The organism is Rhodococcus sp. P4_E4 (assembly GCF_056401575.1).
The window spans coordinates 112375-127800 of sequence record NZ_JBFUJB010000023.1 but is presented as its reverse complement, the minus strand read 5'-3'; the positions used below and the strand labels follow the sequence as shown (position 1 = coordinate 127800).

The 15426-nt window shown below is 62.7% G+C and carries 13 protein-coding genes; 5 read left to right on the top strand and 8 right to left on the bottom strand.

All coding sequences use genetic code 11. From position 1 onward, the window contains the following. Positions 1-25 precede the first annotated feature (25 nt). The 3 genes from AC1DVN_RS24495 to AC1DVN_RS24485 are packed head-to-tail and all read right to left on the bottom strand — an operon-like array spanning position 26 to position 2777. Positions 26-1096, bottom strand: coding sequence for an isopenicillin N synthase family dioxygenase (locus AC1DVN_RS24495; RefSeq protein ID WP_021334329.1), 1071 nt, complete (start codon positions 1094-1096; stop codon positions 26-28). Continuing rightward, the gene (locus AC1DVN_RS24490; protein WP_020969249.1) at positions 1093-1998 is read right to left on the bottom strand and encodes an ABC transporter permease; all 906 of its coding nucleotides are present in this window, start codon (positions 1996-1998) and stop codon (positions 1093-1095) included. The genes AC1DVN_RS24495 and AC1DVN_RS24490 overlap by 4 nt, the downstream gene beginning before the upstream one ends. Further along, the gene (locus AC1DVN_RS24485; RefSeq protein WP_019747838.1) at positions 1995-2777 is read right to left on the bottom strand and encodes an ABC transporter ATP-binding protein; all 783 of its coding nucleotides are present in this window, start codon (positions 2775-2777) and stop codon (positions 1995-1997) included. Before AC1DVN_RS24485 ends, AC1DVN_RS24490 begins: the two co-directional genes overlap by 4 nt. Positions 2778-3028: 251 nt before the next feature. Here AC1DVN_RS24485 and AC1DVN_RS24480 point away from each other — a divergent pair, with 251 nt between their 5' ends. The 3 genes from AC1DVN_RS24480 to AC1DVN_RS24470 are packed head-to-tail and all read left to right on the top strand — an operon-like array spanning position 3029 to position 6581. Further along, positions 3029-4219: a nitrate ABC transporter substrate-binding protein gene (locus AC1DVN_RS24480; protein ID WP_477994301.1), complete on the top strand. Its 1191-nt coding sequence runs from the start codon at positions 3029-3031 to the stop codon at positions 4217-4219. A gap of 15 nt (positions 4220-4234) precedes the next feature. Next, the gene (locus AC1DVN_RS24475; protein WP_477994300.1) at positions 4235-5212 is read left to right on the top strand and encodes an isopenicillin N synthase family dioxygenase; all 978 of its coding nucleotides are present in this window, start codon (positions 4235-4237) and stop codon (positions 5210-5212) included. 40 nt (positions 5213-5252) lie between these two features. Continuing rightward, complete coding sequence (locus AC1DVN_RS24470) at positions 5253-6581, top strand: amidohydrolase family protein (protein WP_477994299.1); 1329 nt, start codon at positions 5253-5255, stop codon at positions 6579-6581. Between the two features lie 6 nt (positions 6582-6587). Here AC1DVN_RS24470 and AC1DVN_RS24465 read toward each other — a convergent pair whose 3' ends face one another. The 3 genes from AC1DVN_RS24465 to AC1DVN_RS24455 all read right to left on the bottom strand — a co-directional run bounded on the left by AC1DVN_RS24465 (position 6588) and on the right by AC1DVN_RS24455 (position 11094). Then, positions 6588-8222, bottom strand: coding sequence for an acyl-CoA synthetase (locus tag AC1DVN_RS24465; RefSeq protein ID WP_003942348.1), 1635 nt, complete (start codon positions 8220-8222; stop codon positions 6588-6590). Between the two features lie 190 nt (positions 8223-8412). Next, a complete protein-coding gene (locus AC1DVN_RS24460) occupies positions 8413-9618 on the bottom strand; it encodes an acyl-CoA dehydrogenase family protein (RefSeq protein ID WP_003942363.1) in 1206 nt (401 codons plus the stop codon). 27 nt (positions 9619-9645) lie between these two features. Continuing rightward, on the bottom strand, positions 9646-11094 hold the full coding sequence (locus AC1DVN_RS24455; RefSeq protein ID WP_477994319.1) for an acyl-CoA dehydrogenase family protein: 1449 nt from the start codon (positions 11092-11094) through the stop codon (positions 9646-9648). Positions 11095-11236: 142 nt separating this feature from the next. Here AC1DVN_RS24455 and AC1DVN_RS24450 point away from each other — a divergent pair, with 142 nt between their 5' ends. Both AC1DVN_RS24450 and AC1DVN_RS24445 read left to right on the top strand, forming a co-directional pair. After that, a complete protein-coding gene (locus AC1DVN_RS24450) occupies positions 11237-12343 on the top strand; it encodes a sensor histidine kinase (RefSeq protein WP_477994318.1) in 1107 nt (368 codons plus the stop codon). Then, positions 12340-12978, top strand: a complete 639-nt coding sequence (locus AC1DVN_RS24445) for a response regulator (RefSeq protein WP_477994298.1) — start codon at positions 12340-12342, stop codon at positions 12976-12978. Before AC1DVN_RS24450 ends, AC1DVN_RS24445 begins: the two co-directional genes overlap by 4 nt. Here the strand turns inward: AC1DVN_RS24445 and AC1DVN_RS24440 are convergent. Both AC1DVN_RS24440 and hisN read right to left on the bottom strand, forming a co-directional pair. Beyond that, complete coding sequence (locus AC1DVN_RS24440; protein WP_477994297.1) at positions 12972-14504, bottom strand: multicopper oxidase family protein; 1533 nt, start codon at positions 14502-14504, stop codon at positions 12972-12974. The genes AC1DVN_RS24445 and AC1DVN_RS24440 overlap by 7 nt on opposite strands. A 137-nt stretch (positions 14505-14641) precedes the next feature. After that, on the bottom strand, positions 14642-15424 hold the full coding sequence (gene hisN / locus AC1DVN_RS24435; protein WP_019747847.1) for a histidinol-phosphatase: 783 nt from the start codon (positions 15422-15424) through the stop codon (positions 14642-14644). Positions 15425-15426 lie beyond the last annotated feature (2 nt).

The following is a 15426-nucleotide window of genomic DNA, read 5'->3' as shown; positions in this document are numbered from 1 at the left end:
ACGATATCGACGGTACCCGGGAGCGCTATCCGGCGGCGCGCACCCGGTCAGCGCTGCGACTGTCGACCTCGGGCGCCGTCGCGCCTTTCAGTCCAGCCACTTTGGCCGCGATGTTCTCGGCGATCGTGATCGGCGGGTATCCCACCTCGCCCGGTTCGAGAGTCCCTGGCAGTGCTTCGATGACGGCGTCGTAGTTTCCGTCGAAAAAGAATGCGGCAGAGCGACGTCGGATGATCTGACCATCGACGATAGGTGGGTCGACGCGGTGCACTGTCGAGCGCCATCGGTCGTTCGTCCAGCGTGCCATTGCGTCGCCGAGGTTGATCAAGAGTGCGCCGTCGGCAGGTTGGACGTCGTGCCATACGCCATCGGCACTCAGAACTTGAAGGCCCGGAACTTGATCTGCCCACAGGATGGTCAAGATTCCGAAGTCGGTGTGAGCGCCCATTCCCGTCATGTCGCCGGAGATGCGGATCTCGCCCTCAGGCAGTGCGTAGTTGTTCATCTTCATCGCGTCGATCGAATGGTCGAGCATCGAATCGAAGTACTCGGGCGGCAATCCGAGGGCGTCGGTAAAGGCGCACATCAGGATTCGTGCCAAGCCCTGGGCATGACGGAAATACTCTTCGATTGCCGGTCGGAATCCGGGCGCGGCCTCAGGCCAAGTGTTGGCAGCGTAGCTGGACTCGGGTAGGTCGACGCCCGGATAGTCGCTCACCTCTGTGCCCACAACTATTGCTTCGTAGAAATCGTTCATCTGGTTCGCAGCGGCGACGCCCAGGCTCATGCTGAGTGATTCCGACTTCGGTGGCGAGTAGCCACGGTTCTCGGACGAGGGACGGCGATAGTTGTTCTTCACCGTCAGTGGGAGAGCAAAGAACTCGTCGAGAGCGTCGGCCAGTCCGTCGGTCGCCGATCGTGGAATGCTGTGTCCGACAATCTGTATGAATCCGACCTCCCGGCACGCGCGATCGAGTTGAGCTGCCACTTCCGCACAGGCAGTGCTGTTGGTGGCGTTTGCAGCCGATGCCTCGCCGGTGAGGTACGGGCTGATATCGATCGTAGGGATTTCGAAGGCGGGAATTTCGTGGGTCATTTAAAGTCCTTGCGGCCGGACGTGTGCCACTTACCGACGAGCACACGTGAGAGGAATCCAAAGGCAGAGAAGACGAGGACGCCGAACACCGACGCGATCACGATCGCGGCGATCAGATCCTCGGACTGAAGGCGGCTTCGGTAGACGTCGAGCAGGGTCCCGATCCCGGGTTGTCCTTTGGCGAAGAACATGTCGCCGATGATGGCACCGACGACAACAAGGCCGGAGGCGGTGCGGATGCCGGTGAGAATGGCCGGCATTGCCGCTCGCAGTTCGAGTTTCACCAGTCGATCCCAACGCGAGGCGCGGCCGAGGGTGAAGAGTTCGTGCAGTCCGCGATCGACCGATTGCAACCCGAAGTGTGTGTTGGTGATGATCGGGAAGGCTGCGATGAGAACGCAAACCAGGGTGCGCGCGGTCATGCCGTAGCCGAACCAGAGCCCGATGAGGGGGACGATGGCGAGGATGGGAATGACCTGCAGCACAACGGCATATGGATAGACGATCCGCTCGATCCACTTGGCCTGGCTCATCAGCACGCCGGTTCCGACGCCGACTGCCACCGCGACGACGAAGCCGACCAGCGCAACCTGTGCCGTCACTGCGAGGGCTTCGAGCATGGGAGAGAGGTGTTTCCAGTCGAGTAGCGACTTCGTCAGTACTTGACTCGGCGGCGGAAGGAGAAATCGACGTTCCGGGGAGAGAACGAGGTAGCTGACGATCGACCACGCTGCGACCGCGCCGGCAAGCGAGAGCAGCGGATAGAGCAGGAAGGTGCCGAGCGCTCTCATTCGAGAGGGCCGTCCGGACTGTGCCTGTGCTTGCGCCGTGGTCGCAGAATCAGTACGAACGGCGGTATTGCGTACGGTGGTGCCCTGTTGTACTGCAAGGACTTCGGTCATCGTGAGCTCCCATGGAGGCTGGCCGAGATCTCGGCGACGTGTTCGGTGTATCGGGCGTCGTAGCGCAGTTCCGGGCTACGCGGGTACGGGAAATCGATGTCCACGACCGAATGTATTCGTCCAGGCCTGGCGGTCATGACGACCACCTTGTTTGCGAGGTACACGGCCTCGGATACCGAGTGCGTGATGAACATCGAGGTGAACCCTTTGTCGGTGTAGAGCCTTTGGAGCTCTACCTGCATCTCCAGTCGTGTCATCTCGTCGAGCGCACCAAAAGGTTCGTCGAGCAGCATCACAGCGGGTGCGAGGGTGAGCGCACGCGCCAACGAGACACGCATCTTCATTCCGCCTGACAACGCATTGGGCAGTTGTTTCGCAAAGTCCGCAAGGCCGACTGCGCGGATTGCCTCGTCGGCGCGCAACTTTCGCGCTGCTTTGTCGCCGCCACCGAGTTCAGCCGATAATTCGACGTTGGCCTGCACGGTTCGCCAGGGGAGGAGAGTCGGCTCCTGGAAGATGAAGCCAACTGATTCGGTGTCGAGGGCAACCGCACCACTGGTCGGTCGCTCGAGGCCGGCCGCCATGCGCAACAAAGTCGACTTGCCACAGCCTGAGGGTCCGACCACGGCGACGAAGTCTCCTCGCTCCACGTCCAGATCGATGCCGTCCAGCGCGACAGTGCCGGTATCGAACTTCTTGACGACATCGGAAAAGACCATCTGCATCGGCGCGGTGAGCTTGCGAGCGTCGGCATCCTGCATCGTGTTCGCGAGTTCCATCTGAGCCTCCGGTTCGGTAATGCATGCAAAAGTTCTTCAAGATGTAGGAACTATCTTGAATTGCATGTATGTCGCTTAGATTGCTGAATGTAAATGTGAGGTGACATTGCAGGTGAAGCGAGAATCCTGGCGCGCGTTACCTGATGGAAACAACGAGGCGATTGCATGTAATCCACGTGCTGCAGAGTGTGCTCATCGGATCACCCTTCTTGGTTCGCCCACATCCCAATTGTTTTCACGAAGGAGACGCTGTGTATTCAAATCGCAAGGTGCATTCCAATCGCAGAAGTGTGGGAGCGGCGGGCGCGGCACTGGCCATGTGTGCAGCCATCGGATTGACTGCGTGCAGCTCCAGTGAGGCTGAGACGGCGAAAGCCGAATCTCTCGAACGAGCTGCCGAGGCGCAGAACCTTGCGGGTCTCTGTCCGGAAAACGTTGTGGTTCAACTCCAATGGCAGCCACAGTCGGATATGGGAGCGCTCTTCGAGATGCTCGGTCCCGGCTATTCGGTCGACACCGACGACAAGTCCGTCAGTGGGACTCTTGTCGCCGGAGGGAAGGACACCGGAGTCGACCTGACCTTGCGGGCCGGGGGACCGGCAATCGGGTTCCAATCCGTCAGCTCCCAGATGTACGTCGACGATTCCATCACTCTCGGCTTGGTGCACGGGGATCAGGTGATCGCGGCAGCGGCAAGTCAGCCCGTTGTGGCCGTCACGCCATTGCTCAAATACAGCCCGGCAATCCTCATGTGGGACAAAGAGTCTCATTCGGACTGGACGAGTGTTGCCGATATCGGCAAGTCCGACGCGAGTGTCGTCGTTTCCAAGGAGCAACTCTTTCCGCAGTGGCTCGTGGCGAAAGGACTACTGAAGCAGTCTCAGCTCGACACGAGCTACGACGGAGCTCCCTCGCGATTTGTCGGTGACCCGACCATCGCTCAGCAAGGATTCGCGAATTCGGAACCGTACACGTACGAGAAGGAGACGCCGGCGTGGGACAAGCCGGTTTCCTATGACCTGCTGAAAGATTCGGGTTTCGACATCTACGCGTCCAATGTTTCCGTTCGTGCCGACAAGGTCGAGACACTCTCGCCGTGTTTGAGCAAGCTGGTTCCGATCATTCAGCAGGCCACCGCGGACTACATCACTGCGCCGGATACGGCGAATGCTGCCATTGTCGACGTCGTCTCGCAGGACGTGTCGTTCTCTCCCTACACCGAGGGTGAAGCAGCGTTCAGTGCCCAGCTCCTGAAAGAGAAAGGCCTGATCGCGAACGAGGCAGACGGATCCGTCGGCACGTTCGACATGACGCGAGTCGCTCACACCGTCGAAGAACTGAAGCCCATTCTCAACGCCGGGGGTGCGGCGATACCGCAGTCATTGACTGCTGAAGAGATCTACACCGACAAATTCACCGATCGGTCCATCGGAATCCGCTGAAGGAGCTCACAGCAAATGACGTACGACATGACAGAACTCAACCGCGAGACCCGCATGGGTGGCCTGGGCACGGAGACCACCGACCGCGAGGTCCGAAGAATCGATCTCTCGGATTTCGAGAACCGGCGCAGCGAGATCGCCGTGGAGTTGTGGTCGGCAGCGACCGACATCGGATTCTTCCAAATCGTCAATCACGGAATCGATCTGGACCAGGTCCGCGAGGCTTTCGCGGCGGCCGAGCGATTCTTTGCACTGCCCACTGAGGTCAAAGCGCAGTASCCGCTCAAGAAGGGTTTCAACTCCGGCTGGGAGAGCATGACGCAGGTGCGTCCGTCCATCGGAACACCTGATCAGAAAGAGTCCTACCAGGTGACCCGCCCGCATATGGGTGATCTGTGGCCCACTGCAGTCGAATTGGGTGGATTCCGCGAAACGATCCTGGACTTCGAAGCCAAGTGCTGGGGCATTGCGATGGACCTGTTGTCGTGCTTCGCCGAGAAGCTGGGATTCGAACGAGACTTCTTCACCAGGGCACATGACCCGTCGGTGGCCACCTACCAGAGCACACTGCGACTGCTCCACTACTTCCCCCTTGCCGCCGACGCAGATGTCGAAGGGATGTGGCGTGCCGGAGCGCACACCGATTTCGATTGCCTGACATTGCTTTTCCAGCGTGACGGTCAGGGCGGGTTGCAACTGTGCCCGGGCAAGGAGATGGACACCCAGGAATGGACGTCGGTGGTGCCGGCCGAGGAAGCGATCACCTGCAACATCGGCGACATGCTGATGAGATGGAGTGATGATGTCCTGCCGTCGAACTTCCACCGGGTCAAGAGTCCCGGAGTCACCGACTATCGGGGAGCCCGCTACAGCCTCGCGTTCTTCGCTCAGGCGAACCGCGACGTGACCATCGAGGGGCCGGCGGGCAAATACCCGCCGATCACTGCCGAGGACTACATCGACCAGCGAGTACGCGCGAACTTCGCGCGTTGATCCGTATCCGTTCCGTCACACACTTTCAGGAGAACTGGCGATGACTACCGCGCCCAAGAACATGACCGACGCGATCATCCGGGACGTGACGTTGTACAGCGGCGGGCAATGGCTGACCGGCCGCGACGTCGTCGTCTCGAATGGGGTGGTCGAATCGATCGAGAAGTCGACCGGCACCGCCACACCTGGAAGTGTGGACGGATCGGGGGCGTATCTGATCCCTGGGTTCGTCAACACCCATACTCACGTTCAGCAGTCACTGATGCGTGGGATCGCCGAAGGGACACCGCTTCTCGAATGGCTACTCGCGGTCGCAGAAGAGTCGGTTCAGATCACGCCGGAGCGCGCATACACGGCCACTGTCGCAGCCTCGCTGGAGGCATTGCGCAGCGGTACGACGACCCTGGTCGAACACATGTGGCCGCACCCGTCCAGCGAGGTTCACGACGCTGTGATCCGGGCGTTGCACGACACCGGGATTCGTGCGGTGCTGGGACGCGGAACCGCAGACCGGGCGGACAAGACGAGGAAGTGGGGCTTCGATCCGCGGCTCATGCAACCACTCGGAGATGTTCTCGCACATACGGATCAGATGATGCGCGACGTCGCCGGTTCCCGCATTGACGTGGCAGTCGCGGTACCGAACCCGCGTTCGCTGACCCCGGACGGGATGTCGGAAGTGCGTGAGTTCGCGCAGGCTCGCGACCTGACGGTCTCGATTCACCTGCTCGAGACGCAGACCGACAACACGATGTGTACCGAACACGCGGGCATGAACGCGGTCGACTACCTCGATTCCCATGGGTTCTTGTGGGACCGGGTGCTGGCGGTCCACTGCGTCGAACTCGACGACCGTGGTCAGAAGGTGCTGGCGGAGCGCGGCGTCGGAGTGTCGTACAACCCCGTCAGCAACATGCGCCTCGGTAGCGGAATCGCGCCCGTCCCGAGTTTCCTCGACGCGGGGATCGCGGTGGGGTTGGGTGTGGACGGCGCAGCCAGCAACGATACTCAGGACATGCTCGAGACGCTGCGCACCGGCGCCTACGTGCAGCGAGCCGCGCGTGGCCGCGCCGACCTGCTCGGCTTCGAAGCCATGATCGACATCGCATCCGGCGGTGCGAACGCAGCACTCGGTCTGCCGGCCAGGTCTGGCGGGATCTCCGTGGGCGATCCCGCCGACCTCACCATGATTCGGTTCGAACGCGACTTCGGTTGCCTCCCGGTGCGAGATCCGGGCGCGTCCATTCTCACGACGGGCAGTCGTCAGATCGTGGACACGGTGTTGGTTGCGGGCGAGGTCGTGCTCCGCGAGGGGCACTCCACTCGCGTCGACGAGGCGGAATTGATCCGGACGCTCAGCGCTTTGTGACTGTGCTCAGTCTTCGCTGATCTCCATCTCGATCAGGACGCGGCGCAACAGCTTTCCGGTGGCGTTGCGGGGAAGTTCGTCGATGAAGACGATCTCGCGGGGAACCTTGTAGCGCGCGAGATTCGACCGGACGTGATCCTTCAGCTCGTCGGAGTTCTGGTCGGCGCCGTGGGCCACGACGACAAACGCTCGCAGGCGGTGCCCGAAGTCGGCGTCCTCGACTCCGATGACTGCCGCTTCCAAGACGTCCTCTCGATCGGCGAGCAGGTTCTCGACTTCGAGCGGGTAGACGTTCTCGCCACCGGAGACGATCATGTCGTCGTCGCGGCCGTCGACGAAGAGGAGGCCGTTGGCGTCGAAGTGTCCGACGTCGCCGGTCGAGAGAAGTCCGTCGATACGTTCCTTGTCACGCCCGTCGGTGTATCCCTCGAAGCTCAGCCCGCTGGCGACGAAGATTCTGCCGATCGTGTGTGGGGTGGTGATCTTCTTGTTGTTCTCGTCGAACAGTTCGACGTGACAGGTCACCGGCGCGCGGCCCGCGGTTCCCGGCGCAATGGTCAGATCCTCGGGAGTCGCGACTGTTGCCACCGCGACCTCGGTGGATCCGTACAGGTTGTAGAGGACGTAGCCGAACGAGGCCGTGACTCGCTTGCACAGATCGGGTGAGAGTGACGAACCTGCCGAGAAGATGATCTTCAGGTTCGACGTGTCGTACTTGGACAGCACGTCGGGACCGAGGTCGATGATGCGAGTGAGCATCGTCGGGACCACGACCAGACTGTCGCACTTGTATTGTGCGACAAGTTTGATCGTGTTCTCCGGGTCGAACTTTCGATGCATGACGACGGTCTGGCCGAGCGCCAACGCGAGAGCGAACTGCGAAACGCCGGTTCCGTGGAAGGCAGGGGCCGCCATCATCATGGTCTGTCCGCGGCGCAACGGCACGCGGTCGAGGAACTGCGCCGACGCGAGAGGGGAGGTGTGGCCACGCGGCGCACCCTTGGGAGTTCCCGTTGTGCCGCTGGTGAGGAGGACGAAGCCACCGTTCTTCTCGGGTGCCGGCACCGACGACGTGGTGCGTCCGGCGATGGCCTCGTCGAGAGTAGCTGCCGTGGAACCGTCCGCGGCCGTGCCCTCTGGCCAGGAACGATAGACGACGACGTCGTCCGGCAAGGCATCGGCGATGTCAGCGAACTCGTCGTCGTAGACGAAGGCGACCACCTTCTCACGCGCTGCGACGTCCACGAGTTGGGGCCGAGCGAAGCCCGTGTTCATGAGAACGAGCTTCGTTCCGTTCTTCGCTGCCGCCAGCATGGTCAGGACCAAGCCTCGATGGTTACGGCACATCGCACCCATGACGGAGTCGGACGTGATGCCGTCGGCCTGCCACGCCCGGACCAACGCGTTGCTCTGACGCTCTAGCTCGGCATAGGTGATGGGTCCGCGCTCGTCGATGATCGCCACCGCGTCGTAGCCGTTCTCGGCGTGTGCATGGACCGGCCCGGCAAAGGGTCCGTACTTGTCCACGGCTGCAATGGATTTGAGCCCGCGATCGAGGCGAGGGAACGGGACGAGTCCGGCTCGGAACATGACCCCCGCCGCGCCGATGGTGTCAGTGACCTTGGTGACCAATCCGGGCATACGTGAACCTCTTCCGAGCGTCGTTGTAGGACTGATTACACACTAATGGGCAATCAGGTTTCGGTGGTGAAGTTTCACGATGGCAACCGAGCACTCCGCCCCGCCACCTCGAAAGGTGGCGGGGCGGAGTGTTTCGGGATCGGGTCTGTGCGACCGTCACTTCAGTGCGACCGTCACTTCAGGTCGACCGTCACTTCAGTTCGGCGGACGACTTTCCGAGCAGGCGGCGTGCGACGATCAGCTGCTGGATCTGCTGGGTGCCCTCGAAGATGTCGAGAATCTTCGAGTCGCGGCCCCACTTCTCGAGCAACGGGCGCTGCGAGTAGCCGTAAGTTCCGGCCAACTCGACTGCCTTGAGCGTCACGTCGGTGCCGGTGCGGCCGGCCTTCGCCTTGGACATGGACGCTTCGAGCGAGTTCGGCTTCTTGTTGTCCGCCATCCACGCCGCGCGCAGAGACAGCAGGTACGCGGCCTCCCAGTCGGCTTCCAAACGGATGAACTCGGCTGCAGCTGCATGCTGGTTGTAGACCGGTGTGTCGTAGGAGATCTCGACACCGGCTTCGGTCAGGATGCCGCGCAGTTCTTCGAGAGCCGCGCGTCCGACGCCGACGGCCATGGCTGCAACGAGGGGCCGGGTGTTGTCGAACGTCTGCATGACGCCGGCAAAGCCCTGCTCGACGTTGACCTCCGGGCTGCCGAGGATGTTGTCCGCGGGAATGCGGCAATCCTGGAGCAGGAGTACTGCGGTGTCGGAGGCCTTGATGCCCAGCTTGTGCTCGAGGCGAGCAACGCTCAGGCCCGGTGCGTCACGCGGAACGACGAACGACTTGATGGCCGCTCGGCCCTTCGACTTGTCGACCGACGCCCACACGACGATGTGCGTCGAACGCTCACCGGCGGTGACGAAGATCTTCTCGCCGTTGAGAACCCACTCGTCGCCGTCGAGAACGGCGGTGGTGGTCACTGCGGCGGAGTCGGAACCGAAGCTCGGTTCGGTGATGGCCATCGAGGCCCACACCTTGCCGAAACGTTCGAGCTGTTCGTCGGTGGACACTGCGGCAATCGCGGCGTTGCCGAGCCCCTGGTAGGGGATCGAGAGCATGAGTCCGACGTCGCCCCAAGATGTTTCGAGCGAGTTGAGGAGCGCAGACATGTTGCCGCCGTTGGCGTTGCCACCCTTGGCGCTCGCGTCGGACCGTCCGCCGCTGGCACCGCCGATGTCTCCACCGGAATCGGAGAGGCCTTCGACCATGGCGGCCATGGTGTCGAGCTCGACGGGATACTCGTGCTCAGCGAGATCGTACTTACGTGAAATGGGTCGGAAGATCTGCGCCGCGACCTGATGTGCCTGGTTCGCTGATGCTTTGAGCTTCTTGGGAAGTTCGAGGTTGATCATCGTGGTTCTCCTGGAAGTTCAGCGGCGTCAGATGAGGACGATGCCCTCGGCAACGCCGATGGCACGGAGGTCGCGGTACCAGCGCTCGACCGGGTGTTCCTTGGTGAACCCGTGTCCACCGAGGAGTTGCACACCGTCGAGGCCGATCTGCATGCCCTTCTCGGAAGCCAGCTTCCGGGCCAGAGCGGATTCGCGAGCGAAGGACAAGCCCTGCTCGGCGCGTGAAGCGCCGCGAAGCGTGACCAGACGCAGTCCGTCGAGTTCGATGCCGATGTTGGCGACCATGAAGGCAACCGCCTGGCGGTGGCTGATCGGCTCGCCGAACGCTTCGCGCTCGTTGACGTACGGAATCACGTAGTCGAGAACTGCCTGGCTGGTGCCGACGGCCATGGACGCCCAACCGAGGCGAGCCAGGCGAATCGCGTCGGCGTATTCGGCCTTGCGCAGCTCGGCGTCACCGTCGCCGAGCAGCGCGGACTCCGACACAGCGACGTCGGTGAGGATCAGGCGACCCAGGCCGGCGGCGCGCAGACCCATGCTGGGATCTGCTTCGACGACGAGTCCCTTGGTGTCGGATTCGACGATGAAGAAGGACGGCTTGCCGTCGAGTTCCGCGGCGATGACGAAGAGTTCGGACGTAGCCGCGGCGGGCACCAAGCTCTTGACGCCGTTGAGCTTGTAGCCGCTGGGGGAGCGCACTGCCTTGGTCTGCAGGGCAAACGGATCGAACAGTGCGCGTGGTTCGTTGACCACCACTGCTGCGCCGGGGACCTGCTCGCCGGTGAAGGCCGGAAGGTAGGTCTTCTGCTGCGCGTCGGTGCCCCACTGCGTCAGTGCAACTGCAACACCGCTCGGTGCGAGGATCGGAAGTGCAAGTCCCATGTCTCCGTGCGCAAGTGCCTCGGCGACAAGAGAATTGGTGACTGCGCCGCGATCGGCGGCTGCTCCGTCGAGTTCTTCGGGAACGTTGATCAGCGTGATACCGAGCTCGGCCGCGCGCTTGGAGAGATCGGCGGGGGCCTGAGCCGCGCCGTCGGCGTCGTAGGCCGCGGGACGCAGGATTTCGGCCGCGAACTCACGCACCGTCTCGACGATCATCTTCTGGTCGTCGTCCGGGGTGAGATCGAAGTAGTCGGCGTTCTTGCTCGGGTTGTCGGGCAGGCGCTTGGGTGCACCGTTGCCCGAGACCTTCTGGAACCCTCGAGTGGCGGCACCCAGGGTTTTGAAGCCCGTCTTGGTGCCCTCGTAGGTCACGCGATCGATGGTCTGACGCAGATTGAACTTCTCGGCCAGTTCCGAACCGGTGATCTTGGTAAGCACACGCATGGCTGCGCCCATGGCGTCGCGTTTGATCGGGTTCAGGCCGACGGCGGACGTGTCGCGGGGCGCACCCTTGGCGCCGCCGCGCTGCGCGCCCGATTCGCTGCGCTGAGCGCTCTTGTCGGGGGCAACACTGTCTTGCTTGGTCATGATCACCAGCTGTTTCTCGGTGTTGGGGCGTTGGACGATTTTTATCTTACTCATCAGTAAGGTCTGTTGTCGAGAAACCGCGAAATGATGCGCGTCATAGGCTCGAGGGGTGAGCCGGACAGAGGTGCCAGATCGGATACAGCGATATATGCGCTACGCGCCGTTGGTGGTGGTCCCGTGCCTGTTGATCGCCAGCACGTATCCGGGGGAGTATCGAGTTCCCGTCACCTACTGGATGCTGTCGATGCTGTCGGCGCTCGCCTTCGTCGCCGGCCGTCGATGGCCGGTCTTCGCTTCCCTGGCCATCTCGGCGCTCGCCGTTCCGATGTTCGTCGCCGACGCCTGGGGGCTGTCCGAACTTGTTCCGTATCTCGGGGCTGTCGCCGTCGTCGACGTCACGATGCGGGCCGAGCGCAGAGAAATGGTTGCCGTATCGGCAGCAGGATGGTGCGGTTCGGTGCTCGCGGGGATCTGGTTCGAATCTCACGAAGCCATCTTCTCGGTCACCACGGCTGTGAAAGTGCTTGCGTACGTGGGGTTGCCACTGCTGCTCGGACTGTATCTGCGCTCGCAGCGTGAATTGGCCGCGAACAATCTTGCGCAGACCCGCGCTGCGGAGCGCAGTGCGCTCGCCCGCGAACTGCACGACCTGGTTGCACACCACATGGCATCGATCGTCCTGAGAATCGGCGTGGCTCAACATGTCTTGGCGCCCCAGGATGAGGCCGTGCGTGAGGTCCTCGCGGATGTGCGTGCGACGGCGTCGGATGCGTTGGCCGATATCCGTCGGCTTCTGGTCGCACTTCGTGATCCTTCGCTCGGTGAGGTCGCTCTGGTCGAGCCGGATGCCGTCGACGCGGAAATCGGGGCGGCGATAGATCGTGTGCGTGCGGCGGGTTTCGAGGTGCAGTCGGTCTTCGACACGCAGGGGAATGCCGAGTCAGGCGCAGCCGATCTCGATGCGATCGGCAGGCTGACGCTGTTGCGGGTGATTCAGGAATCACTGACCAACGTCATGAAGCATGGCGACAAGAAGGGGCTGGTATCGGTCTCGGTCGGTCGCGATGACAACCGGGTCCATGTCAGGGTTGTCAACGACGTCGAGGGATCGCCCCGGAATGCAGGTCATGGCCTGGTGGGAATGCAGGAGCGCGCGGAGTTGGTCGGCGGCGAGATGACCGCCGGCACGAACAGTGACGGGAAATGGGAAGTGCACGTGAGTATTCCACTGGTTGTCTCGGGCGGTGTCTCGTGATCAGCGTGCTGATCGTCGACGACCAGCGACTGGTGCGCGCCGGTTTGCGGATGCTGTGCGCGGCAGCCGAGGACATGGCCGTGGCCGGTGAGGCGTCGAACGGCGTCGAGGCGGTGGCACTCGCTGCCGAATTGGATCCCGACGTGATTCTGATGGACTTGAGAATGCCCGGGCTGGACGGGATCGGTGCCACGCAGCAGATCGTCAAGGCCGGTCGAAGAGCACGCATTCTCGTGCTGACCACCTTCGACGACGACGATCATCTGTATCCCGCCCTCGCCGCGGGGGCTTCGGGGTTCTTCGTCAAGGACACCGAACCCGCCGAGCTGCTCGGCGCCATTCGGCGGATCGCCGAGGGCGAGATGGTGTTCACTCCGGAACTTCTCCGCCGCGTTGTGGATCGAGCGGTGATCGGTGGTGTCGCAGACACTGCGGTGACAGAGAGGGTTCCGCTGACCGATCGCGAATCGCAGGTCCTCGCACTGGTGGCAGAAGGGAAGAGCAATCAGGAGATCGCGGACACGCTGCATCTGGGTGTGACCACGGTGAAGACACACGTGGCGAACCTGATGTCGAAGACCGGTTGCGACAATCGGGTTCGCCTCGCTGTGTACCACTTGCAGAACTCTCAGTGACCGGAGTGCGAACCAGGCATCGGCATGTCCATCGGCATGTCCATCTGCATCGGAGCCGCCTTCTGTCCCGGCTCGAGGACGAGGAATTGGCCCATCATCCCTTGGTTCTCGTGCATCAGCAGGTGGCAGTGGAACATGTACGGGAACGTGGGATCGGTGTACTCGGACCACTGCAGTGCGACGCGAACCCTGCCGCCCGGCGGTGTGTAGACGGTGTCCTTGAGTCCGCGCAAGTGTGGCGGGGGAGTGCGACCGTCGACGTCGAGGATCTGGAACTGTACGTCGTGGACATGGAAATTGTGTGGCCAGTTGTCCTTGTTGGTGATCGTCCACACCTCGGTCGCGCCGACCTCGGCCTCGAAGTCGATGCGGTTCATGTCCATTCGTTGCCCGTTGATCATGTACCACTGCAGATCGAAGGTTCGGGAAACGCTTGCCTTCGACGGATCGAGACGCGGCAGTACGGCCAACTGCGCCGGGAGAGTCGACCGTGACGCACGGCTGGCAACCCCCCGCAGCTCGATGATGTCGAAGCGGTCGTTCATGCCGAGGTTCTCGGCGTCGGAGGAACTCACGCCACCGCCGTCCTCGATCGGGAACGACACCAGTGTGGTCGTCGCACCGGGGTCGACGCGAACCACGATCTCGGCTCGTTCGCCGGGGCTGAGCTGAATCCGCTTGATCGCAATCGGTGATTCGAGCAGTCCGCCGTCGGTGGCAATCAGATCGAACGTGCGGTCGTCGGGGAACCCCAGGTTGTAGAGACGGCCGGAAGAGCCGTTCAGGATGCGCAACCGGACGACTCCGGTGGTGACGTCGAGGTAGGCGTCGGAGATGCCGTTGGTGACGATCGTGTCGCCGAGCAGGCCGATGTCGGTCGGATCTGATTCGTCGAAGCTGCCGTCGGCGAGGAATCGACGATCCTGGATTATCAGCGGAACATCGTCGACACCATAGGTTTTGGGGATGTCCAGCGCCCGCGTGTCGGCATCGTCGATCAGGAACAGTCCGGCGAGACCGCGCTGCACGTGCCGTTCGGTGGATCCGTGCGGGTGTGGGTGATACCAGAGCGTCGACGCCGGCTGGCCGATCGTCCACGCCGGTTCACAGCGTCCGCCGGCTTCGATGGTCTGGTGCGGGCCACCGTCGTATCTGGCGGGCAGATGCATGCCGTGCCAATGGACGGTCGTGGGCTCTGCCAGTGTGTTGTCGATCGTGAATGCGACAGATTCTCCGCGCTCGGCGCGGACGGTGGGCCCCAGAATGGATCCGTTGAAACCCCAAGTGTCGGTGAGTTTTCCCGCGACGATCTCGGTGGTTCCGGCACCGGCACGGAGTGTGAAGTGGCGAACACCAGCGTCGTCGACGGTGGATTCGGCAAGCGGCGGAATCGGTAGCGGACGCGAAGTTCCGGCCACCGCCAACGTGGCGCTCTTCGCTGCCGGGTCGGCGCCGCAGCCCACCGCGAGCCCGAGGGGCGCTGCGGCCAGACCGAACAGAATCGTGCGCCTGGAAATCCGGTTCATCGTTCTCCTGGAAGTAGTGCGTGATCAACTACTTCCAGTCAACGGGCCGAGATGTCGTGCCGAATCCTGCCGACGGGCCTGTCGGAACTCCTCCCTCGGACCCTTGCGGCGGGTGGGATGTTCTGGTATCCGGGTGGTTACCGCAGGCGGGCCAGAACGTCTTCGTGCAGCAGTCCGTTGGTGGCGACCGCGCTGCCGCCGTGCGGACCTGCGCCGCCGTCCAGATCGGTGAACGCGCCGCCGGCCTCACGGACCAATACGTCCAGCGCTGCCAGATCCCACAGGGAAACCTCGGGTTCGGCAGCAATGTCGACGGCGCCTTCGGCCACGAGGCAGTAAGAGAAGAAGTCCCCGTAACCGCGCACGCGCCATACGTGGTCGGTGAGTTCGACGAACTGATCGCGAATTCCGCGGTCCTTCCACCCCGAGAGGCTCGAGAAGCTCAGGCTCGCTGACTCGCTGCGATCGACGGCGGATACCTGGATCGCCCGCGCATCACTGTCCCCGAAGGACGTATGTGCGCCCAAACCTGTTGCAGCCCACCATCGCCGATTCAGGGCGGGTGCGCTCACGACGCCGATAACGGGGACGCCGTCCTCGAGCAAGCTGATCAGCGTGGCCCACACCGGTACGTTGCGGACGAAGTTCTTGGTCCCGTCGATGGGGTCGACCACCCACTGCCTGCCCTCGAAGACTGCGTCGCCGCCGAATTCTTCGCCCAGTACGGAATCCTCCGGTCGGTGCTCACCGAGTGTCGCGCGCACTGCACGCTCGACAGCGAGGTCGGCGTCCGAGACAGGGGTGAGGTCCGGCTTGTCGTCGACTCGAAGATCGAGCGCACCGAAGCGGGCGCGAGTGATCGCGTCAGCCTCGTCGGCGATACGGAGGGCTAGTGCGAGGTCGGATGCGCGATCGGTCACGG

What these genes read in the sequence shown, in the direction of transcription:
- AC1DVN_RS24495 (WP_021334329.1), bottom strand. Translation starts at nt 1,096, where the DNA reads ATGACCCACGAAATTCCCGCCTTCGAAATCCCTACGATCGATATCAGC.
- AC1DVN_RS24490 (WP_020969249.1), bottom strand. Translation starts at nt 1,998, where the DNA reads ATGACCGAAGTCCTTGCAGTACAACAGGGCACCACCGTACGCAATACC.
- AC1DVN_RS24485 (WP_019747838.1), bottom strand. Translation starts at nt 2,777, where the DNA reads ATGGAACTCGCGAACACGATGCAGGATGCCGACGCTCGCAAGCTCACC.
- AC1DVN_RS24470 (WP_477994299.1), top strand. Translation starts at nt 5,253, where the DNA reads ATGACTACCGCGCCCAAGAACATGACCGACGCGATCATCCGGGACGTG.
- AC1DVN_RS24465 (WP_003942348.1), bottom strand. Translation starts at nt 8,222, where the DNA reads ATGCCCGGATTGGTCACCAAGGTCACTGACACCATCGGCGCGGCGGGG.
- AC1DVN_RS24460 (WP_003942363.1), bottom strand. Translation starts at nt 9,618, where the DNA reads ATGATCAACCTCGAACTTCCCAAGAAGCTCAAAGCATCAGCGAACCAG.
- AC1DVN_RS24450 (WP_477994318.1), top strand. Translation starts at nt 11,237, where the DNA reads ATGCGCTACGCGCCGTTGGTGGTGGTCCCGTGCCTGTTGATCGCCAGC.
- AC1DVN_RS24440 (WP_477994297.1), bottom strand. Translation starts at nt 14,504, where the DNA reads ATGAACCGGATTTCCAGGCGCACGATTCTGTTCGGTCTGGCCGCAGCG.